Origin of the sequence: Photobacterium andalusiense (assembly GCF_900185625.1) — a bacterium.
GTDB classification, from domain to species: domain Bacteria; phylum Pseudomonadota; class Gammaproteobacteria; order Enterobacterales; family Vibrionaceae; genus Photobacterium; species Photobacterium aquimaris.
The window spans coordinates 71,567-92,444 of record NZ_FYAJ01000001.1 but is presented as its reverse complement, the minus strand read 5'-3'; the positions used below and the strand labels follow the sequence as shown (position 1 = coordinate 92,444).

Annotated in this window: 16 protein-coding genes and 1 tRNA gene; 2 read left to right on the top strand and 15 right to left on the bottom strand. The window is 34.2% G+C overall.

Annotated elements, in window-relative coordinates:
* The 10 genes from PAND9192_RS00435 to PAND9192_RS00390 all read right to left on the bottom strand — a co-directional run bounded on the left by PAND9192_RS00435 (position 1) and on the right by PAND9192_RS00390 (position 12,739).
* Complete coding sequence (locus tag PAND9192_RS00435) at positions 1-1,008, bottom strand: NAD-dependent epimerase (protein WP_060997113.1); 1,008 nt, start codon at positions 1,006-1,008, stop codon at positions 1-3.
* Positions 1,008-1,880, bottom strand: a complete 873-nt coding sequence (locus PAND9192_RS00430; protein WP_087852101.1) for an ATP-grasp fold amidoligase family protein — start codon at positions 1,878-1,880, stop codon at positions 1,008-1,010. Before PAND9192_RS00430 ends, PAND9192_RS00435 begins: the two co-directional genes overlap by 1 nt.
* Positions 1,881-1,889: 9 nt before the next feature.
* Positions 1,890-2,897, bottom strand: coding sequence for a sugar-transfer associated ATP-grasp domain-containing protein (locus PAND9192_RS00425; RefSeq protein WP_087852100.1), 1,008 nt, complete (start codon positions 2,895-2,897; stop codon positions 1,890-1,892).
* 373 nt (positions 2,898-3,270) lie between these two features.
* Positions 3,271-4,281 carry a sugar-transfer associated ATP-grasp domain-containing protein gene (locus PAND9192_RS00420; RefSeq protein ID WP_087852099.1) on the bottom strand — a complete coding sequence of 337 codons (1,011 nt, stop codon included), beginning with the start codon at positions 4,279-4,281 and terminating at the stop codon, positions 3,271-3,273.
* 223 nt (positions 4,282-4,504) lie between these two features.
* Positions 4,505-5,659, bottom strand: coding sequence for a glycosyltransferase family 4 protein (locus PAND9192_RS00415; protein WP_087852098.1), 1,155 nt, complete (start codon positions 5,657-5,659; stop codon positions 4,505-4,507).
* A 57-nt stretch (positions 5,660-5,716) separates the two neighbouring features.
* Positions 5,717-6,784 (bottom strand): glycosyltransferase, encoded by a 1,068-nt coding sequence (locus tag PAND9192_RS00410; protein WP_087852097.1) that lies wholly within the window; start codon positions 6,782-6,784, stop codon positions 5,717-5,719.
* Between the two features lie 45 nt (positions 6,785-6,829).
* Positions 6,830-8,218, bottom strand: coding sequence for a lipopolysaccharide biosynthesis protein (locus tag PAND9192_RS00405; RefSeq protein ID WP_159458192.1), 1,389 nt, complete (start codon positions 8,216-8,218; stop codon positions 6,830-6,832).
* Between the two features lie 18 nt (positions 8,219-8,236).
* On the bottom strand, positions 8,237-9,505 hold the full coding sequence (locus PAND9192_RS00400; RefSeq protein ID WP_087852095.1) for a hypothetical protein: 1,269 nt from the start codon (positions 9,503-9,505) through the stop codon (positions 8,237-8,239).
* 149 nt (positions 9,506-9,654) lie between these two features.
* Positions 9,655-10,545, bottom strand: a complete 891-nt coding sequence (locus tag PAND9192_RS00395; RefSeq protein WP_087852094.1) for an ATP-grasp fold amidoligase family protein — start codon at positions 10,543-10,545, stop codon at positions 9,655-9,657.
* 76 nt (positions 10,546-10,621) lie between these two features.
* On the bottom strand, positions 10,622-12,739 hold the full coding sequence (locus PAND9192_RS00390; RefSeq protein WP_087852093.1) for a polysaccharide biosynthesis tyrosine autokinase: 2,118 nt from the start codon (positions 12,737-12,739) through the stop codon (positions 10,622-10,624).
* An 881-nt stretch (positions 12,740-13,620) separates the two neighbouring features.
* Between PAND9192_RS00390 and PAND9192_RS00385 the strand changes: the two genes are divergently transcribed.
* The gene (locus PAND9192_RS00385) at positions 13,621-14,157 is read left to right on the top strand and encodes an LA_2272 family surface repeat-containing protein (protein WP_087852092.1); all 537 of its coding nucleotides are present in this window, start codon (positions 13,621-13,623) and stop codon (positions 14,155-14,157) included.
* A gap of 53 nt (positions 14,158-14,210) precedes the next feature.
* On the opposite strand, the gene PAND9192_RS00380 is transcribed toward PAND9192_RS00385, so the two are convergent.
* Together PAND9192_RS00380 and gltX are read right to left on the bottom strand one after the other, a co-directional pair.
* Positions 14,211-14,286 (bottom strand) — tRNA-Ala (locus PAND9192_RS00380).
* A 142-nt stretch (positions 14,287-14,428) separates the two neighbouring features.
* Positions 14,429-15,853, bottom strand: coding sequence for a glutamate--tRNA ligase (gene gltX / locus PAND9192_RS00375; RefSeq protein ID WP_087852091.1), 1,425 nt, complete (start codon positions 15,851-15,853; stop codon positions 14,429-14,431).
* A 335-nt stretch (positions 15,854-16,188) separates the two neighbouring features.
* Here gltX and PAND9192_RS20610 point away from each other — a divergent pair, with 335 nt between their 5' ends.
* Complete coding sequence (locus tag PAND9192_RS20610; protein ID WP_159458191.1) at positions 16,189-16,362, top strand: hypothetical protein; 174 nt, start codon at positions 16,189-16,191, stop codon at positions 16,360-16,362.
* Between the two features lie 48 nt (positions 16,363-16,410).
* Here the strand turns inward: PAND9192_RS20610 and PAND9192_RS00370 are convergent, their stop codons facing one another.
* The 3 genes from PAND9192_RS00370 to ligA all read right to left on the bottom strand — a co-directional run bounded on the left by PAND9192_RS00370 (position 16,411) and on the right by ligA (position 20,790).
* Positions 16,411-17,055 carry a DUF2057 family protein gene (locus PAND9192_RS00370; RefSeq protein ID WP_087852090.1) on the bottom strand — a complete coding sequence of 215 codons (645 nt, stop codon included), beginning with the start codon at positions 17,053-17,055 and terminating at the stop codon, positions 16,411-16,413.
* 76 nt (positions 17,056-17,131) lie between these two features.
* A complete protein-coding gene (locus tag PAND9192_RS00365) occupies positions 17,132-18,235 on the bottom strand; it encodes a porin (protein WP_087852089.1) in 1,104 nt (367 codons plus the stop codon).
* A 536-nt stretch (positions 18,236-18,771) separates the two neighbouring features.
* Entirely contained in the window at positions 18,772-20,790 is a 2,019-nt protein-coding gene (gene ligA / locus PAND9192_RS00360) for an NAD-dependent DNA ligase LigA (RefSeq protein WP_087852088.1), read from the bottom strand.
* Between the last annotated feature and the right edge of the window lie 88 nt (positions 20,791-20,878).

The window sequence follows — 20,878 nt, the reverse complement described above, 5'->3', positions numbered from 1 at the left end:
TCACTTATTATAAAATTCTTTATACCAACGAACGAGGTTCGCAACGCCTTCTTTCACGCCAACCTTAGGGGTATAGCCGGTAGCTTTGAATAAATCTTGCGTATCAGCATACGTTTGATAAACATCACCAGGTTGCATACCTCGGAAATTCTTAGTTGCTTCAATGCCTAATTCAGCTTCAATAGCTTTAATAAAGTCCATCAAATTAATTGGGCTACCATGACCGATATTATAAACACTGTATGGTGCTGAGCTTGATGCTGGTGTACCTTCTTCAACAGTCCAATCATCATTACGCGCAGGGATCACATCTGCAATACGAATAACACCTTCAACAATGTCATCGATGTAAGTGAAATCACGCCACATATCACCATTGTTGTTAATATCAATTGTTTCGCCATCTAGAATTTTCTTTGTGAAAATAAAAGGTGCCATGTCTGGACGACCACAAGGACCATAAACAGTAAAGAAACGTAATCCAGTAGTCGGCATATTGTACAAATGTGAGTACGAGTGAGCCATTAACTCATTAGATTTTTTAGTTGCTGCGTAAAGTGATACAGGGTGATCAACAGTATCTGAAGTTGAAAATGGTGTTTTAGCATTCAGACCATATACAGAACTTGATGATGCATAAACAAGGTGAGCAACGTTATTATGACGACAACCTTCTAAAATATTAAGGTGTCCCACAAGGTTACTATCAGCATATGCCATTGGGTTTTCAATCGAATAACGTACACCAGCTTGAGCTGCAAGATGAACGACACGATCAAATTTTTCGGCAGCAAATAAATCTAATACATCTTGAGAATGTGCAATATCAATTTTCTTGAAGACAAATTTACTGTCTTTTAGCAATGGTGCTAAGCGTGATTCTTTTAACGCAACGTCATAATAATCATTGATGATATCAATACCAACAACATCATGGCCTTTTTTTAATAATTCTTCACTTACTTTTGCGCCAATAAAACCAGCAGCACCTGTCACTAAATATTTCATTATTTCACCTTATAATTTTGTGTCCACAGATCACCGATTTTTAAATCCCAATCATCAGGCATAGTTAAAAATCCAGATGCTGAATACATCGTTAGCTCACTGAACGTTACTTTTCCTTCGTAGAAATATAAATCGACTCGAACAAAATCGTAATGTTGACCAATTTTTTCCGCAATACGGATCATCTCATCTATAAATTCTGGTTTAGGCGGCGCAGGATGGCGACGAGGATGATGATACTCAAACCCTAGCTCTTCCCAATTAGCGTCATATAGATTACGGGTCATACTTGTAAAACGACCGGAATCTAACTGAATGAAACCAACTTTGCCATTAAATACATACAGTTTATAGTCATCAGGTTCATGACCATTAAATTCAAGATATTCTTCAATAAAGACTCTTGGTGGAATATTTTCATATGCCCATTCGCCAAGCGCACCAGATTGATCTTTTTTAAGCCAATCTTTTGCTAACGATTTCATCTTATCTTTACTAAGATGATTACCATGACGAATAATTTCTATCGTCTGACTAGTATGGTTTGCTTTGTATACATAGTCTTCTGGTAATGTTGTTAAATCTAAATTATCAAGCGACTCTGGTGAATCACCTACCCATAACATTTTTGGTAGATATAATTCAGGAACAATATCTTTAACGAAATCTTTCGCTTTTATTTTATCAGCACCAATCGTTAATAGTTCATTGCGATCAGCTATCTTTTTACACTGAATTTTTTCATTATATGTCCGAGGATTATCAAAATTGATAAATCGCTTAAATTTTCGGAAAAACAATATCTGTAATCGAGTCTTAATTGGTATTTTAGAGATGATCTTTGAGAACAATCTAAATTCTAGACTTTCCACTTTACACCCTCACTTATTAATACTTTTTATATGTTTAATATGATTTTTAAATATGGGACCATTATTTGCTTGATGGAAATTAATTTCACCCCAACCTGCATTATATTCAATAATTGACATTCTTCCGTCATTATCAACTGTTAAGTCCCATGAAACTATACCGTGGCTTTTTAAACATTTATGCTTATCTTTAACAAGTTCCAATAACTCATCATAATAAGGAATGAAATAACCATCTGAAAATTTAATCGATGTACCTGGATGCTGATAATACTTTTTAAAATCATGATCAATCGCAAAATCACGTAATTTACCAGAGTTATCAACACCAATAGATATTCCACCAGCAGCAGAGTTATCAATACGGCCACCATTACCCATTCTTAATACTGTTGAAACAGGATAAACATTGCCTTGGTAAGCAAAACTCATCACTCTTACAGTATTTATTGATGATGGGTTAAAAACAGCCAGATCATCATGCTGCGTTATAACTGGTTGAATTACAAAGTCATATTTAGCATTAAAATAAGTAGTCAAAAATGGAACTATATGATTTGCAACACCAATTTCAACACCATTTCCACCGCCGGTACCAATACTACGTTTGATAACAAACTCAGTACCTGGTAGTGATTGTTCAAGATATGATACTAAATCATTAAACTCAATAACGTCATTGTTACTATCGTAAATAGTACCAGCAATACAATTTGCAATTGTTAACACTGTATTACTATTAAGGATATTTGAAATATAACCTTTATGATCAAAAAATTTATTGAGACCAAAATCGTTAACTTTTGCTTCTAAATTATTATAAAAATAAGGTTCAGATAAATACAGATCTGATTCAATACCACAAGCACTTTGATAGCGGTGACTCCAAAAACGCCCGGTCAATGGACTCAGCATATTTTTACATTTTAAAGATTTAGGATTTTTAATACCATATTTAATATATCTAGCATTCGCCAAAATCTCATAAGCAAAGCGACGAGCAAAGCTATCTTTCATTTGTAAGCCTTATATAACGATGTTATTAGTGTAATGAAAAGCTTTGCATTATACACAGGTCATTTTTAAATAATATCGCAAAGTCACTATTGAATTAATGTATGAAAATAATGACACCAACAAAACATATAAAATACAAATAATAAGCTTTATAACTATCAGCATTATTTACATTAATTATTTGGTGTCATTATTTAGCTATAAATACAATAACAACTCGATATTAAGTGTTAACTATTATAAGCATTTAGTTTCCAATAAATTAACTAATAATTTTAACTATTTCCCTAAATTCAGGATAAATAAACAATATTAAGCCTAAATGTTTATCAAAAAACATAATTTATTAATTATTCAATAATTGTATTTAATATTATGAATTAATATTTTTTATATATGGCATATGTTGTTTAAATACTGGCCCATGAAATGCTTGGTGTGACTCTAAACCGCTCCATGCAGTATTACATTCAACAATAGTGACGTAACCATTATTATCAACACTCACATCCCATGAAATAATGCCATGACTCTTAAATAGTTGATGCTTTTCTTTCACAACATCAACCATTTCGTTAAAGTAAGGCACTTCATAATTGCCAGGAAACTCAAGCTGAGTTTGTGGATGCAAAGTAGTTTTATTTAGATAACAATCAAAGCCAAATGTAGTTAATGAACCATCATCTTTAATACCAATGCATAAACCACCGGCACTAACATTATCAATTCTGCCACCAGGACCGCCCATTTTCACCATACTTGAAACATGATGAACTACACCGTCATATGCCAATGTCATAATTCGTACTGTATTGAGCGATGATGGATTAAACTCAGCTAATTTATCATGCTGTTTAACTAGAGGCTGAATAACAAAGTCATATTTCTTTTTACGATAGAGGTTAAAAAATGGAATAATTTTCTCAGCATTACCGATTTCAACACTTTCACCGCCACCTGTACCAACGCTTCTCTTAATGACAAATTCATCATTAATAGGGTCATTACGTAATTTTTCAGCAATCGTGCTAACATCTACAATATTATTGTCAGCATCATAAACGATACCAGCAATGCAATTGAACAATAATGGAATCGCATTTGATTGCAGAATAAAAGGTAGGTAACCTTTATGGTTGAAATAATCACTTAATTCAAAGTTATTTATTTTTCCTTCAACTTTATTAAAATAAAAAGCATCAGAAAGATAGTCATCCGATTTAACACCAGAGAGCAACTCAAATTTATAAGATGAGAACCTACCCATTATTGGACTAAGCGTATTTTTCCGCTTAAAAGATTCAGGGTTTTTTAGTCCCCATACTAAATCTTTTACTCCTACACGAAGTTCAAAAAAGCGACGTCGTAAAAAGCTATTTTTCATTTAAAACCCTTTCTTTATTAAATACAAAAAACGCAAATAATAAAGTCATATATGATTAAAAAACAATCAGCACTTAAACTCCCTCTTTATACTGATTAAACATAATAAATAAAACCATGCTACCTACACACTATTGAATTATTACTGCTTATATTAAAGTGCAGTGATTATTATAATTAATTCAATAGCTAGCTAATATTATACTTAGCCAAGATAAGTACGATTACTTAAACGTGTTATATATATGTTGTTGCATTTCTTCTAAACTAAATTTATTAATAATTAATTGACTATCAGGATGATAAGATTCTTGATTAGAAATAATCTCATTAACTGCATTAGCAATTAATGAAGGTTCTGACTCATCAATAATAATACCATCTGATTTTTCAACTACAATCTCTGAAATTCCAGGGGTATTTACCGCAACAACAGGTGTTTCAACACTAAGTGCTTCAATTACAATTGTTGGTAATGCTTCACTAGAATTAACATTCATTGATTCCCCTTTAAATGATAATGTTTGGTTTATCACTGATGGGAAAATTAATAAATCAGACTTCATTATTTCAGGTATAACATTTGAACACCAACCATGAAATATAACTTTATCTTGTAGTGCATTTTCAGAAATAATACTACTTATATAGTCTTCATAATTTAGTAAAGGATTAGAATGAGCATATGAACCATAAACGTGAAGTTTAACATTGGAATGGTTAATATCTTTTAAAGCTAATAATATATTATGAAGTCCTTTATGAGCAACTAAGCTGCCAACGAATGATAAGTTCAGCTCATCAGCAACTGGATTTTTTGCTATTTCACGCTTAAGATCAAAGCCATTATAAATAACCTTTACCTTATCATCTGCTGGCAACGAGTCTTTGATATTTTGCGATGGAACAATAATTTCATCAACAAAAGACATCATTATTTTAGATACTTTATCAGAACAACTTAACTTACTATGCAGATGCCAAATAACTTTAGTTTTAGTCAACTTAAGTAATAAACAAGATAATACAAAACCACGAGGATCGTATGTATACGTATAATCAGGCTTTTCTTTAATTACATGGAAAAGAGAAAACACATTAAAGAATAAAACATTAAGGATAAAATAAATTTTATCCATTAGCGTTTTTTTAGTTCCCTCAAATCGACCAGTTCCAAAAACCTTAGTAAACAACGATTCACATGGGATTTTTTTTGTGTCACCAAATTCTTTTACAGTATCACTATACAAAGTATTATTTAGACGCTGAAAGATAACAACATCATATTTCTTCTTCAACATCGGAATGATATTTAATGTTACTTTTTGTGCACCTGCGATATTGCCTGTAAAAAACTCAAATATTACAACTTTCTTCATGTTATTCTCATTTAGTTTAAGATTATATTTATATAATGTCTTAATATGAATATGGAGTTAGTCTTTTATAACTTGTTCAAGCAAATTAAAGCTCTTATCACTATTAAAGTATCTAATATCAGACAGTTGATTATCATCTAGAAGTGAGATAACTTTTTGTGAAAATTCATTACAATCAAAGCACGGTACTAAATAACCATTTACACCATTCTCGATAATTTCAGCGGGACCGCTTGGACAGTCAAAAGAAACAACAGGTGTTCCTGCTGTTAATGACTCAGCTAAAACATTAGGGAACCCCTCATATAAAGAGGTTAAAATCGTAATACGAGAACGGTTATAATAATTATTAACATCATCCGTTGCTAAAATACGTTCAATTTCAACATTATTACGCTGTTTAATATCATCTAAATTATGCTGAAGTTCTGTTTCAAGATCACCGGTACCAATAATAGTTACTTTAATTTTTCTCTTCTGTGAGACAAGATCAATCACACTTGCAAGATAATCAAGGCCCTTTTGCTTTTTTATACGACCAACAAATAATAGATCAATATCTTTTTCAACATTAGGTTGTTTAAAAATACTTGTCGATACAGGGTTATATATAACCGTTATCTTGTTCTCTGGAATAGAAAGATAACTTACCATGTCATCTTTCATATCGTTACATTGAGCAATATAATAATCAATATTTCTATAAACTAATTTTGTTAATAGGATTGTAACGAATTTCTTGATCGAATTTTTACGAATATGCAAATCTCGACTAAGATAATTCACATTACGAGCAATTAACTTAAATTTAGTTTTATTGATAAATCGACGATAAAACCATAATGCAATCGATATTTGATGATTAAATGTAATTACTGTACTAGCAAATTCAAAGTTGGTTGCTTTTATTTTTTTAAGCATTGTAGATGCATTATGGCAATTCAGATAAACCAATTCAATTCTGTCATCTAAAAGATTAATGTAAGAATCTTCATACTCTCTAAAAAGAACAATTCGTACTTTATAATTATTGTCAGCTAAATAATTTGCATAATTCACACAAACACGTTCAGCGCCGCCTTTCCTTATTGCATCAATAAATAAATCTATACTTTTTTGTGTCATAATAAAACCAGTTCAAATAATAAAAATAATTAATATCGCAAGTAATTAAACTTTCTCTTTTGATAACAACAATAATATTCCAGCAGGAACTATCATACTTAACACCAATTTCACAGCTAGTCCCATAACAATTGAGTCGATATTAATATAATAGTTAACTAAAAAACTTGAAATTACGATTGGTACCATAATTAAAACTAACCTCTTAAAATATTTTAAAACTGGAAATTTAAAATATTTATGAGAGATTACGATATTAACAAACCATTCAAATACGGTTGCAAAAACCATGAAGTATAAAACGACATGAATGCCATAAGAATGAATTAAAACAAATATAACGCCAAGAATTACTTTAACTGATAATCTTATTTTTAAATATAAATCACTACGTCCTTCTACTGATAGTATATTACCAAACAAATTCGATAATGGTACAACAAAGAAAGCAATAGATAATATTGATAAGAATAAACTCGCACCAACCCAACGTTCACCTAGTAATTTTAAAATGATGTCATGAGAGTTAAATGACAACCATATAGATACTGGTAAATAAACACTTACAATATAAGATGCAATATTAATCAAATTACCGAAATAGCATTTCCCATTGTTTCTTAACTTACTAATAATGGGATAATTAACACGTCGAACAACCGATGTTATTGTCATCGATGGTACTTCTGTCAATTTAGTAGCTTGATTATAAAAACCTAAATCAGTAACAGAATAAAACTTACCAATGCCTAAATTAAACATATAGCGGTATGCAACATCAACAATATTACCAAGTAGCAATTTATAACCAAAGTTTAAATGCTCTAGCAATAATGACATTTTAAAATGTCCTGTTGGTCTCCAACGAATCACACACCAAAAGATGACACATCTTACTGACGATAAAACCACTGTTTGAATAATTAGTGCCCAAACGCCAAAGCCATTATGAGCTAATAATAACGCAACAATACCACTGAAAATCACAGAGAATAATGTAATTTTAGCCTGTGTTCTAAAGTTAAGATCTAAAGTTAATGTTACTCGCTGGATTTGCTCAAAAGCAGTAAAGATAATACTTAACGCGTAGACTTTTAGATATATTTCAGCTTGTGGTAAATTTAAAAAATGCGCTAAGAATCCAGAAGAGAAAAAGATAATCGCATAAAGTAAAATACCGAGCGTAATGTTAAATACAAATACTGATGTAAAATCATCAGCAGTTGCTTTAGCTTTACGAATTAAACTACTATTTAAACCACCATTACCAATTACATTAGATAAATAGACAACAACTGAAATTAAACCAATAACACCAAAATCAGCAGGTGTAAGTAACCGTGCTAACAGAATTGTAATGATTAATTGACTACCCTGAGAGCCAACACCATCAACAAAGCTCCAAAAGAAAGCTTTGAACTCTCGAATATTCACAAGAATTGATTCCTTTGTTTAATCGACATTTTTATGATTGCCTTCATCGTTAGTGTCTTCATCTTCATCTTCATCTTCATCTTCATCTTCATCTTCATCTTCACTATCAGATTCCAATACTGGTTTGTTGTTGAATACCAAGAAGAAATAAAATACAAAACCAAAGTATAAAAAACTTAATTTAGTTAGAAATATAACAAATAAAATAATTCTATTTAGCGTCGATTTGGTTTTTATAAATAAATAAGACCCAATAATAGCAAGTCCAACATAACCAAATTTAATGATAAAGAACAACCACATACCATTATCATTAAGTGACGCGATACCGAGTCGATAAATAGCACCAGTGCTATTCATTACCCCGGCTGCGGCAGGCATAATACCCAGTGCACCATTACCAAAAATCAAAATCGGTAGCTGCTGAGCAAAAACCATTGCATTGAGATTATCACGTATATCTTGAGCATTACCGCCTTGGGAGGTTAAACGTTCAAGAGCAATACCTATCACTGCAGCAACCAATAATGGCGACAATAAAAATAAAATATACTTTAAGTAACTGCCCTTACTTCTAAGTAAGAAGTAACCAATAATGATAAGACCATAAGCAATCGCAGCCACCGAGAATGACATAATGATTGAGATTGCAGCAACGATAACTAACTTATCAACTTTTGGATTTAGATAAAGTTTAGACGCTAAAAGAACAACAATAAATCCAGCATAAGTTGACGGTTCTTCAAAAAAACCAGTACAACGATAAACTTGACCAATAACAGGAATAACCATACCACCACCATAACGTGATGGCTCACCCGTTATAGCTCTTAATGGGTCAATATAATATCCTGTAGGGAAGACGACGATAAATTGCAGAAAAAACATTGATAAATTAAAAATGATTACATATTTGATCATTTTTTCTAATTTATTAATGTCTCCTTTAAGAAAAACGAAGGTACTGTAAGCAGAAAATATCTTCACCATCATACCAACAACAAAACTATAGTAAGTGTATTTTACTAAGTTATGCATATGCGGATATATTTTAAAAACTGAAGGTAAAGCAATAAGTGCTACAAGTAATGATATCCAAATAAATGACTTCGTACTTTGACTATCAATTTTGTTATTAGTATCCAAAAAGTGTAGCACCCATCCAATTCCTAATAAAGGAACCATCAGGTCATATCTTAATGCCTCAATATTTTCCATAAAACCAATGGAAACAATTGCGACAGATAACCAAAACACAACTTGGCTTATTTTAGTATTTGTCATCATATTTATTTAATCACAGTATAAAGTTAACTGGCATAATATATGACCATATCAATAACTTAACATGATCATATATTATTTATATTTACAATTAAAAATATAACAAAAAAACAACTTCGTTATTTTAACTTTATATTTATTAACTATAAGCCTTAGTATGATGGATCACCTTGCCATAGACGTCCTAGCCATAAATCATAAACTTTATGGCAGAAAGCTCCTCGGCCACTACCATGTGCAAACGTTAATTCACCAAAATAAATAGCACCATCAACATTATAAAAATCAACACGAGAATAACTAAATGGTTCAGCAAGTACTTTTGCAGCGGCAAGCATTTCTTCGTAATTTTTAGGTTTTTCGATTGATGTTTTAATACAAGCAGCGATATCTGAATGGAATGGTAACCAATTTAATTCTTCGTCAAAAAATGAGCGGGTATAGTTATCATTTCTTTCAAAATCAACCTGTAATACAACTTTAAAGCTGCCATCATTTTGCTTAAATGTATGGAATTTATAATCACGAATATCAGTCTCACCAGCTTGAGGTAATAATCGTTTTTCAACTAAAACTCTTGGCTTTATTTCACTGTACCAAGGTTCATTTAACTGTTTACCGTAATCTTTTTTAAGCTGATTATTTACATCATCTACTTTACGTTTAATCTCATCATCTGTTGCATTAACATCAATTAGATATACTGGACCAGAATTATGATTCGCTTTCAGTAATAAATCACCTTTATCTACTAGAATTTCTTTTATCTTTTCAACTGTTATATTGTCACCAACATAATAATTTTCGATAATATAATCTTCAGATAATTTTTCAGCCACATACTCTTTTGATTTTATCTTATCAGCGCAGATGCTAAATAATTCATTCTTATGATTATTCTTGCGGTAATTTATTTTCTCATTAAACGTTTTAGGGTTTTTAAATGATGGTATATATCCAGTTTTGCGTATAAAGCTAAATTTGAACCTTAAATCATGAGCCAATTTACTTTTGCTGCAAATTAAATTAATTATTTTTCTCATTGCTTATTTCATCATATAAAAGGGGAATGATAATTATGGCAATGAGCTTGCCATAATTATTCTTTTAGCTAACGTATCAGTATTTCTTAAAGATAGCTTCGTTACTTGTTTTCTTAACGATATTATTCAAAACAAAACCATTAATCTCAACGCCATTATCTTCAAACTTTTGTTTTGCTTGTTCGATATCTTTAAGTTTATCAGCACCATAACAACCAACCATGACAGTTGTACCAACAGCAGCACCTACAATTGCAGCGTCAACAACAGCTAATATTGGTGGAGTATTTACAATCACAACATCGTAATGCTCAGCAGCCCATGCTAACAATGTCTTAAATTGATTGTGCATCAATAACTCAGCAGGCGAATGTGCATTCTCGCCACTAGAAATATAATCTAAATTAGTGACCTTTGATGCTTTTACTACTGTTTTGATATCACTTTTACCGCTCAGTAGCTCAGATAAACCATTTGCTTGCTGTCCATTAAGTACTGATGCAATTTTACCTTTGCGCATATCAGCATCAATAATTAGCACTCGCTTACCCGCTTCAGCCATCAATGCTGCAACGTTTGTAACAACGAAGGTTTTACCTGATTTGGTTACTGACGTTGCACTAGTTATTAACGCAGTATTATTATTCGTGTTATCCATTGCTAATAATAGACGATTACGCAATGTACGTAGTGATTCAACAGAAATATCATTTGGTTCAATTTCAGCCAAAATAGCATTTGATACTTTCTTTGCTTTTGGTGTTTTTGGTACTGAAGTAAATACCGGTAAACCAAGTGCTTTTAACTGCTGCGGATCAACAACGGTATTATTTAAAATAACGCGGAATAAAGCGATTAATGCACCTAAAATTAAACCTAGAATTGCAGGAGCAATAACTAACATAATACGGTTAGGTGCAACAGGCTTAACACTGCTAGAAGCGGTATCAATGATTTGCACGCTAGCAGAACTGCTCGCCTTAACAATATCAAGCTCCTGAATCTTGTTCAGAATTTGCATGTATGTTTGTTGGCTAACATCGACATGACGCGTTAAACGAATAATTTCACGTTGTGTTTCTGGCATTTGATCAATTTTGCGCGTTAAGCGTGTTTTTTGAGCCAGTAAATCATTACGTTTTGCAATTAATGTTTTGTAAAGTGGATTCTCTTTGGTATAGCTACGTGAAATATCAGCTTCTTGGAAGCTTAATTGATTAATTTGACCATTTAAAGCAACTAACTCATCAAGCGATGACTTCGCTTGCAATTCCATATTAACTGATTGATTAGCTTCACGATACTTATTGAGCTTATCTTCAGCAGAGGTTAATTCTGCTTTAATTTTAGGTAGACGAGCATTTAAAAACTCTAAGCTCTTATCTGCACTTGCTGCTGCACGATCAGCATTCATTTTATAGTAACTTTCACTGATACTATTCAGAATGTCTTGAGTCTTTAGTCGATTCTGACCTTTTAATGACACCTCAATGATACCAGTATCTTTACCTTCTTCTGCCACTGCTAACGATTTTTGGTAATAAGCAATAACATCAAAGCGAGGCAGCTTTTTCACAGTAAAGGTATCATTATTAGCACCTACTAATGCTGTTACTAATAAACTGTAACCTTGCTCTTTAATCGGTTGTCCAACAAAGCCCTTTAGCTTGATATTACGATTATCTTCATCAGTAACGACAAACTCACCAGTATCAACATTAGTAATTTTCAACTGATAAATATTATGTTCTGCATCTTTTGGCATAGTAAAATGCGCAACTGTTGCACTACTTTCGCTATGTGTTAAACGTGCAAGTCCTTTACCAATAATTGGTAGGTAATCAGGTGCGACAGATGTTGTTAAGTTTAACTTGTCGACAGCTTTACCAATAACTCGACGAGATTTAATTAACTCCATTTCAGTAACTGCTGATGATTCAGTAGAGAACTCTGTTGCCATTGCCTCTCCAAATGTAGGAGAACCATCAGCTTTAGAATCAACTTGAATCAATACATCAGATCTATAAATAGGAGCAGCAAAAACAGAATAAATCAGACCTAATAAAGTAAAGACAAATGTAATAGCAAGAATAGATTTTTTACTATCTCGCAACACACCAAAAATTTTACCTAAGTCGATTTCTTCATTCGCTGTCGAAGAGGGTCTTACTTTTTTATTACTAATGGCAGTCATGAATGGTTTCAATCCGATATGGTTAACTAAAAGGAAATTTAAAATTTTTTGAGTAAATAATAGCGACAGTTAGCTGTGCCCTAGGGTAATACTTACTTGATTAATGAGCTGTCATATCGACAAATAAATAAGATATATACTAATGATTAAATACGCTACCGCCCTAAGGTTACAGCCCCTCATTTGCTTTATCTTACTCTCATCTTTATTTTTTCCGTGTTAAATCTATTTGTGACCATATAAAAAACCATCGAAATCACGAATATATATATGGCACTTAATTGACAATTACATTAAATAATAAAATTCATTAACCAATAAATGTTTAATGGTTAATTAATTTCCATTCATACAATTGTTTTTAAACATATCTACAGTAAAGAAAATAATAAACCAACACCATTTAAAACTTTTGAATTAACCCAAAATTGTAACATAAAAAAATAAAAATCATTTAAAACAAATAGATAACAGTAAGCAAGCACTAACAATAAATTAAGATCAAAAAGAATATTAAAATAAAAAAAGCCATTTAAGTGTTAAAAAAACCAACAACCAACATTTAACACATACACAATACAAATAAAATTCACACGGTGAATATTTTGTGCGGGTAATTTATGTTTATTAAAGCCTTACATAAAAGAAATATATGCATTAATAATAAGAATTGCTTATAGTAATTATATTACATTTAATAGTTAATAATACTTTTACTTATATTAATAATATAAAATAAATCAACGATAGTTCTATTGTAATTATCCTGTCAATTTTAAAAGCTTATTTCCATTTTTTTAATTAGAATATTTATATGTATATACTTATATTTGATATAAGCTTTTTTAAAATATTAACAACAAATATCCTTGGAATATTATATGAAATTAAGCCTAATAACTCTCGCCTTAACAACAGCAATTTTATCGCCAATGGCTATAGCAGAAACTCCTGTTCAACTTTCACTACCTGGCGTTAATTTACCTGCAGGCAATGTTTCAGGCGCACGTTTAAACCTACTTTATGGGCAAACAAGCCAAGTCACAGGGGTGAACTTCTCACTACTGGGTTTATCAACAATTGATAACTTTACTGGTCTTAACCTTGGTTTAGCTTTTGGTGTTAACCACACCACATCAAACATGAAAGGCTTAGAGTTTGGTTTAGCTAACTGGAACGAAGGTAATGCTATCGGTGCAGACTTTGGTTTAGTTAACTACACTGGCAATAATTTCACCGGTGCCCAATTTGGTACCTTTAACTATGCAGGCTCTTTAAATGGACTTCAGTTTGGTTTAGTCAATGCTACCGATCATATTAATAAAGGTGTGCAAATTGGCTTAATTAACTATGACAAATCAGGCACTTTCGTCAGTAAAAATGTACCTGTCTTCCCAATCATCAATGCGCGTTTTTAATTACTAACAAATGCAAAAAACCTCGTCAGCGTTAACCGACGAGGTTTTAAATTTGGTGGAGCTAAACGGGATCGAACCGATGACCTCTTCGCTGCCAGCGAAGCGCTCTCCCAGCTGAGCTATAGCCCCAAAATGTTTAACTATGATATTGATATATTAAGATAATGTCACTATTGTAGTGCTAAAAATGTGATACGGTTTACGTTAGCTATAAAAAAACGGAAACATCAATGATATTTCCGTTTGGTATTTATTTGAAATCAACTAAAAGTTACGCGTTAGCTTCACGCGCAGCAATATAATCTAATGCCATTTTAATACGAGCAACAACACGCTCTTTACCGATCAATTGCATTACTGCATCAACTGATGGTGACTGGCCTTGACCTGTAACAGCAACACGTAATGGCATACCAACTTTACCCATACCTAACTCAAGCTCTTCACAAACTTGGGTCGTTACTGCATGTAAGTTTTCAGTTGTCCACTCATCAAGTGCTTCAACTTTTGCAAGTGCTAGTGCTAATGCATCTTTAGCTACTGGACGTAAATGCTTTTTAGCCGCACCCGCTTCAAACTCACTGAAATCTTGGTAGAAATAGCGTGATTGCTCAGCTAATTCAATCAACGTATTACAACGCTCACCAACAAGCGTGATCACCTCTGTGATTGCTGGACCATTTTCTATTGAAATCTGCTTTTGATCTAAATGCCATTGCAGGTATTTAGCAACATATTCAGGTGCTTCAGTTTTGATGTAATGGTTGTTTAGCCATAATAACTTATCAGTATTAAATGCTGATGCTGATTTGCTTACTGACTCAAGTGTAAAGCAATCAATCATCTCTTGTAGTGAGAAGATTTCTTGGTCGCCATGAGACCAACCTAAACGCACTAGGTAGTTAAGCAGTGCATGAGGTAGGAAACCGTCATCACGGTATTGCATTACACCAACAGCGCCATGACGCTTAGAAAGTTTAGCGCCATCATCACCTAAAATCATTGCACAGTGAGCAAACTCAGGTACTGGTGCACCTAATGCTTTATAGATATTAATTTGGCGCGGAGTATTGTTGATATGATCTTCACCACGAACAACTTGCGTGATCCCCATATCCCAATCGTCAATCACAACACAGAAGTTATAAGTTGGGCTACCATCAGTACGACGAATAATCAGATCATCCAACTCACTGTTAGCAATCTCAATATGACCTCGGATCTTGTCATCAAAGATCACTGTGCCTTCTTTTGGGTTACGGAATCGAATACAAAATGGAGAATCAGCCGTTGCCGCTGCATTTGCTGCGATAATTTTTGGATGATTAGCATCGTAACGAGGTTTAACACCAGCAGCCATTTGCTCTTCACGAATTTCATCAAGCAATTCTTTAGGGCAGTAACATTTGTAAGCTTTGTCTTCTGCTAGCAGTTGATCAACCACTTCATTGTAACGATCAAAACGCTTAGTCTGGTAGTAAGGACCTTCATCCCAATTTAACTCTAACCATTCCATACCTTCCATGATCGCATCAATCGCTTCTTGCGTTGAACGTTCGATATCAGTGTCTTCGATACGTAATACGAATTCGCCACCCATATGCTTAGCAAATAGCCATGAATACAATGCTGTACGCGCACCACCAACGTGCAAAAAGCCTGTTGGGCTTGGTGCAAAGCGAGTTTTAACCGTCATTGAGATTACCTTATGAATGATGGATGACACAGTAAAAACTACTGTGCTAAATCTATTGTGGAGTATTTTAGCACTGTAACCAAGATCTACAATCTTTGATCTGTTTCACAAGCCAATATCAATATAATTATTACGTTAGCATTAATGAACAATAAAGATGTGGGTAGTAAAAGTTAATTCATGAGGTTGGATCACGGATAAACAACAACAGCCGGATGTGGAGTTACACTTTTTTAACAATAAAAAATAAATCGTTTAACTTGCGAAAATGCAATAGCTAAACCAAAATGAGAGTGTAAATTTGCTATCAACCTCACAAAAAAAAGGAACTAAAGATGAAAAAGATTTTAGGACTTTGCGCTGGAGCACTTTTGATGATGCCATTTACTCTGCAAGCGGAAAGCTCACCAACAGGCCCTTTCGTTGAGTGCCAACTACAAAATGGTAATATTGAATTTATGCCGGCTATGTTTTGCGAGATAAAGAAAGGTAAGTACGTATTCAACTAATTGAAGTGTAGGTATACTTTTAGTTGTAAGTATACCTATAATTTTCATTTACTGAATAATTGCCCATTGGAGGAATTTTTTTCGTTCTACATCAGACAAAGACAAGAAATCGGACTGGACAGATGAAAATATAACTTTTTGATTTGAAGGCTGAATGACTGTTTCAGTTGTAGTTACAGGAACTGAAGCTGATTGGATTGGTGTTGATAAATACTCTAAATTGCCTTGCTTTGAGTTATAGGCAGCTAATGCTTTTTCGTAACCTGTAAGAACAGAATAACTGCCAGGAAGCACTGCAAAATTAAAATTAACAGCTTGATTAGACTTCGTTCTCAAATCAAGTTTTGGTGCTTTTTCAAAAGCATTTTGTGCTTGAATTCCATCAATCTTAAATGCCGGAGATAATTTAACTATTTCGTTATTCGCATTAAAACTAACAACCATAGGTTTTGAATTAAACTTCGCCCAATCACCAGCTTGAGGTATAAGTTTTTCAATACGTACTAATACTTGATTATCACCATCATGTAAGTTTACTTCTCTGGTATTGCTATACCATTTTTCACCAAAATCTTCAGAGCCATTAACTGCAAGTAATGTTAGATCAGGAGATAATTCAACTTTAACATCAGCCATAGCTGGTAAAGTAAAACCTGCCGCTAATAACGAACTTAAAATAACAACTTTTTTCATAATTAATCTCCCTATAATAAAAAAGGTGGGTTAATAAAAACCCACCTATAAATTCTAACTAAAGATAGTCTTTAACTTAGAAGTAGTATTCCATACCAAGTAGGAAACGAGTCTGCTCTGCAGATACACCAGCTTTACTACCCATGTCGTAGTGACGAACATCTGAGTAGATAATTGCGCTTGGTAATAGGTAACCAATACGGCCTGTAATTGCTGTATCAGCAGAACCATCTAGTGTTTTACCATCAACATCTGCATCAGTTGTTGCAGCGTAACCAACTTTGTACAACCAAGTACCGCCTGCTACATATTGTGCTGTTGCAGAGAATGCATTCTGATCTGCATCACCTGTTGCAGTGTCAGACATCATGTATTTATAAGCTGCTGTTAATGTTACGTCACCAAATGCTACATTACCACCGACGATAGCGTAAGAGTTTGCGTAGTACTTGGTATTTGTTTCTTTACCAAAGTCAGGGTTAGGGATTACAACATTTGGATCTGCAGGGTCTTTGATAAATGCATCGCCAATTTTACCCTTAGTTGTGTAGTCGCCACGGTGGTAGTAACCAGCATGAATACCAAAGTTACTGCCAGCATAATTTGCTGCAATACTTGAAACCATTGCATCAGTATCAGCACCCATGCCACTGATTGTTGCTTGAACGCCAACGCCATTCCAAGATACAGAATCAAAACGTAATGTGTTATCAGCACGATCTAGATAGTTGTTACCATCTTGAGTAATATCGTTGTTCCAATCAAATACATTACCTAAACCTGGGTTTGAGTGTGGCCAGTCAACATAGTTGTAAGCAGCTTGTAATTGACGACCCCACTTGATTGAACCAACATTATCAAATGCAAGACCAATATATGTATCACGTACACCAAAAGAGCCAGAAGCACCGTTAGCATTACCTGATTCAATTTGCCATACAATATCAGGCGCAAAGTTATCAAATTCAACTACGCCACGGAAACCGATACGTGATTCCATATCAGAAAATGCAGTATTAGTACCATTATCATTATCATCGATAAAGATTGCACCAGCAGCTTGACCGTAAACCTGAACCTTACCATCCATAAGATCGATTGCAGCGTTTGCACCTGTTGAAGCCATTGCTGCTGTTGCGATTGCAGCGCCAAGTAGCGTACGTTTGAACATGTTTTCCATGGAATAACTCCTAAAAGATATTAGCTGTTTACTTGCCCCTGAAAGGTTGGCCGCCGAAGGTGACAAGTAAATCTCCTATATGTCAGTCGAATCATTTCAACTGATTCATATTTTTTCGTTTTAAATTGAACTTTAAGTAACTTCGGTATTAAGACTACTTTCGCAGCGCAAAACATCAATAAGAACTTACTTTTTAATAGTGAAAATATGATTGAGTGCAAACTTTTGGCACTATCGTGATCAATGTCATATGTTTTCTAAACCAACACGAAAACAAAAAAATACCATTAAAAAACAACAGGATAGTTAATTACAAAACTATTATTGTGAACAGTGTCGTATTTCTAATATAGCGCTATTAGCAGTTTCATAAATAGTAAACTATGGATGTCAACCACAAATATTTTTCATTACCACCATTAAATAAATACTAAAAATTAAGTTTATTCACGCTAGCAACTCATTAATATTGATGAAATAACGACCAAAAAAAAGCCTCACTTGTGTGAGGCTTCAATCTAAACTCGAATTTTTTATTAACCGTTGTTGATCAAATCAACCAACTGCTGTTCATCCCAAATTTCAATATTCAGATCTTGGGCTTTGGTTAACTTTGAACCTGCAGCTTCACCCGCAACTAATAAATCAGTTTTCTTTGATACGCTACCGGTTACTTTAGCACCAAGTGCTTGTAATGCCGCTTTTGCATCACCACGGCTCAATTGAGATAGCGACCCCGTAAGCACCACCACCTTGCCTTCTAACGGCAATTCAACCCCAGCTTGAGGCTTCTCAATTGCTGGCCAATGAATACCTTGCGCCAATAAATCATCAATAACCGTAGTATTATGTGGTTCACGGAAGAAATTAAACAAATGTGCAGCAACCACCTCACCAACATCAGGCACTTTAATTAATTGATCTTTAGATGCCTGACTGATTGCCTCTAAAGTTTCAAAATAATTGGCCACATTAGCCGCTGTCGCTTCACCAACTTCACGAATGCCTAATGAATAGATAAATCGTGCTAACGTGGTTTGCTTCGACGCAGATAAAGCATCTACTAATTTTTGTGCAGATTTAGGCCCCATGCGCTCTAATACCGTTACCTCGCCAGCACTGAACTTAAATAAGTCAGCGGGCGTCATCACCATTTCACGATCAACTAATTGCTCAATGACTTTTTCACCACAACCATCAACATCTAACGCTTTACGTGAAACAAAATGCTTTAGTGCTTCCTTACGTTGCGCTTGGCAAAATAAACCGCCAGAACAACGCGCAACAGCTTCACCTTCAACTCGCTCAACTTTAGACTGGCACACTGGACACTCAGTCGGAAATACAATCGCAGTCGCGTTAGCAGGACGGCGAGATTCAACCACAGCTGCAATTTGTGGAATTACATCGCCTGCACGGCGAATAATAACGGTATCACCAATCATTACCCCTAAACGTGACACTTCATCAGCATTATGCAACGTCGCATTACTAACGGTAACTCCGCCCACAAATACTGGTTCCAGTTTAGCAACGGGCGTGATTGCACCTGTGCGTCCAACCTGAAATTCAACATTGTTTAAAATGGTCATTTCTTCTTGGGCTGGAAACTTATAGGCAATTGCCCAGCGTGGTGCTCGAGCAACGAAACCCAGCTGTAATTGTAGATCCAGTTGATCAACCTTGATCACCACACCGTCAATTTCATAGCCTAACGATTGGCGTTTTGCACCGATCATTTGATGATACTCAATTACCGACTCAATACTATCAACACAACGGATCTCAGGGCACATAGGTAAGCCCCATGCCTTTAACTGACATAAACGTTGATATTGGGTATCAGCTAATTCTCGCCCTTCTACCACACCAACCGCATAGGCATAGAAGCTTAATGGACGGGTAGCGGTAATTTTAGGATCTAGTTGTCGCAAACTACCAGCAGCAGCATTACGTGGATTAGCAAAGGTTTTAAGGCCTTTTTTCAACGCGTTAGCATTAAGCTCATCAAAGCCTTTTTTAGGCATGAACACTTCACCGCGCACTTCTAATCGCTGCGGCCAATCATCGCCACGTAAACGCAATGGAATCGCACCAATAGTACGCACGTTATGGGTGATATTTTCTCCCGTCGCACCATCGCCACGGGTTGCAGCCTGAACCAACACCCCATTTTCATACATTAAGCTAACAGCTAAACCATCTAATTTAGGCTCACAGCAATAGCTAATACTGCTATTGTCGCGCAATCGATCTTGAAGCCGCTTTTGAAAATCACGTAAATCATCGTCATTAAATGCATTACCTAATGACAACATCGCAATCTCATGGGTAACTTGGGTAAACCCTTCAAGCGCAGCTCCGCCAACACGTTGGCTTGGAGAATCATTGCTGATCCACTCCGGATGCTCTGCTTCAATCGCCAATAATTGTTGCATCAGACGATCATATTCAGCATCTGGTATCTCAGGGTTATCTTCAACGTAATAACGATGGCCATGATAATCAAGTTGTTGCTTTAAGCTGGCAAGTTGTTGCTGAAGGTCGGTGTTCATTTCAATTCCTATCTGAAGAAAATGTTGATTAATGACTCTGATAACAAGACTTCAAATCATTAGAGCGATGACTATAGATGCAATAAAA

Bases quoted from the DNA above. Each gene is read 5' to 3' on its own strand.
- PAND9192_RS00365 (WP_087852089.1), bottom strand. From the start codon at position 18,235: ATGGAAAACATGTTCAAACGTACGCTACTTGGCGCTGCAATCGCAACA.
- PAND9192_RS00390 (WP_087852093.1), bottom strand. From the start codon at position 12,739: ATGACTGCCATTAGTAATAAAAAAGTAAGACCCTCTTCGACAGCGAAT.
- PAND9192_RS00425 (WP_087852100.1), bottom strand. From the start codon at position 2,897: ATGAAAGATAGCTTTGCTCGTCGCTTTGCTTATGAGATTTTGGCGAAT.
- ligA (WP_087852088.1), bottom strand. From the start codon at position 20,790: ATGAACACCGACCTTCAGCAACAACTTGCCAGCTTAAAGCAACAACTT.
- gltX (WP_087852091.1), bottom strand. From the start codon at position 15,853: ATGACGGTTAAAACTCGCTTTGCACCAAGCCCAACAGGCTTTTTGCAC.
- PAND9192_RS00435 (WP_060997113.1), bottom strand. From the start codon at position 1,008: ATGAAATATTTAGTGACAGGTGCTGCTGGTTTTATTGGCGCAAAAGTA.
- PAND9192_RS00370 (WP_087852090.1), bottom strand. From the start codon at position 17,055: ATGAAAAAAGTTGTTATTTTAAGTTCGTTATTAGCGGCAGGTTTTACT.
- PAND9192_RS20610 (WP_159458191.1), top strand. From the start codon at position 16,189: ATGAAAAAGATTTTAGGACTTTGCGCTGGAGCACTTTTGATGATGCCA.
- PAND9192_RS00400 (WP_087852095.1), bottom strand. From the start codon at position 9,505: ATGATGACAAATACTAAAATAAGCCAAGTTGTGTTTTGGTTATCTGTC.
- PAND9192_RS00385 (WP_087852092.1), top strand. From the start codon at position 13,621: ATGAAATTAAGCCTAATAACTCTCGCCTTAACAACAGCAATTTTATCG.
- PAND9192_RS00395 (WP_087852094.1), bottom strand. From the start codon at position 10,545: ATGAGAAAAATAATTAATTTAATTTGCAGCAAAAGTAAATTGGCTCAT.
- PAND9192_RS00410 (WP_087852097.1), bottom strand. From the start codon at position 6,784: ATGACACAAAAAAGTATAGATTTATTTATTGATGCAATAAGGAAAGGC.
- PAND9192_RS00420 (WP_087852099.1), bottom strand. From the start codon at position 4,281: ATGAAAAATAGCTTTTTACGACGTCGCTTTTTTGAACTTCGTGTAGGA.
- PAND9192_RS00415 (WP_087852098.1), bottom strand. From the start codon at position 5,659: ATGAAGAAAGTTGTAATATTTGAGTTTTTTACAGGCAATATCGCAGGT.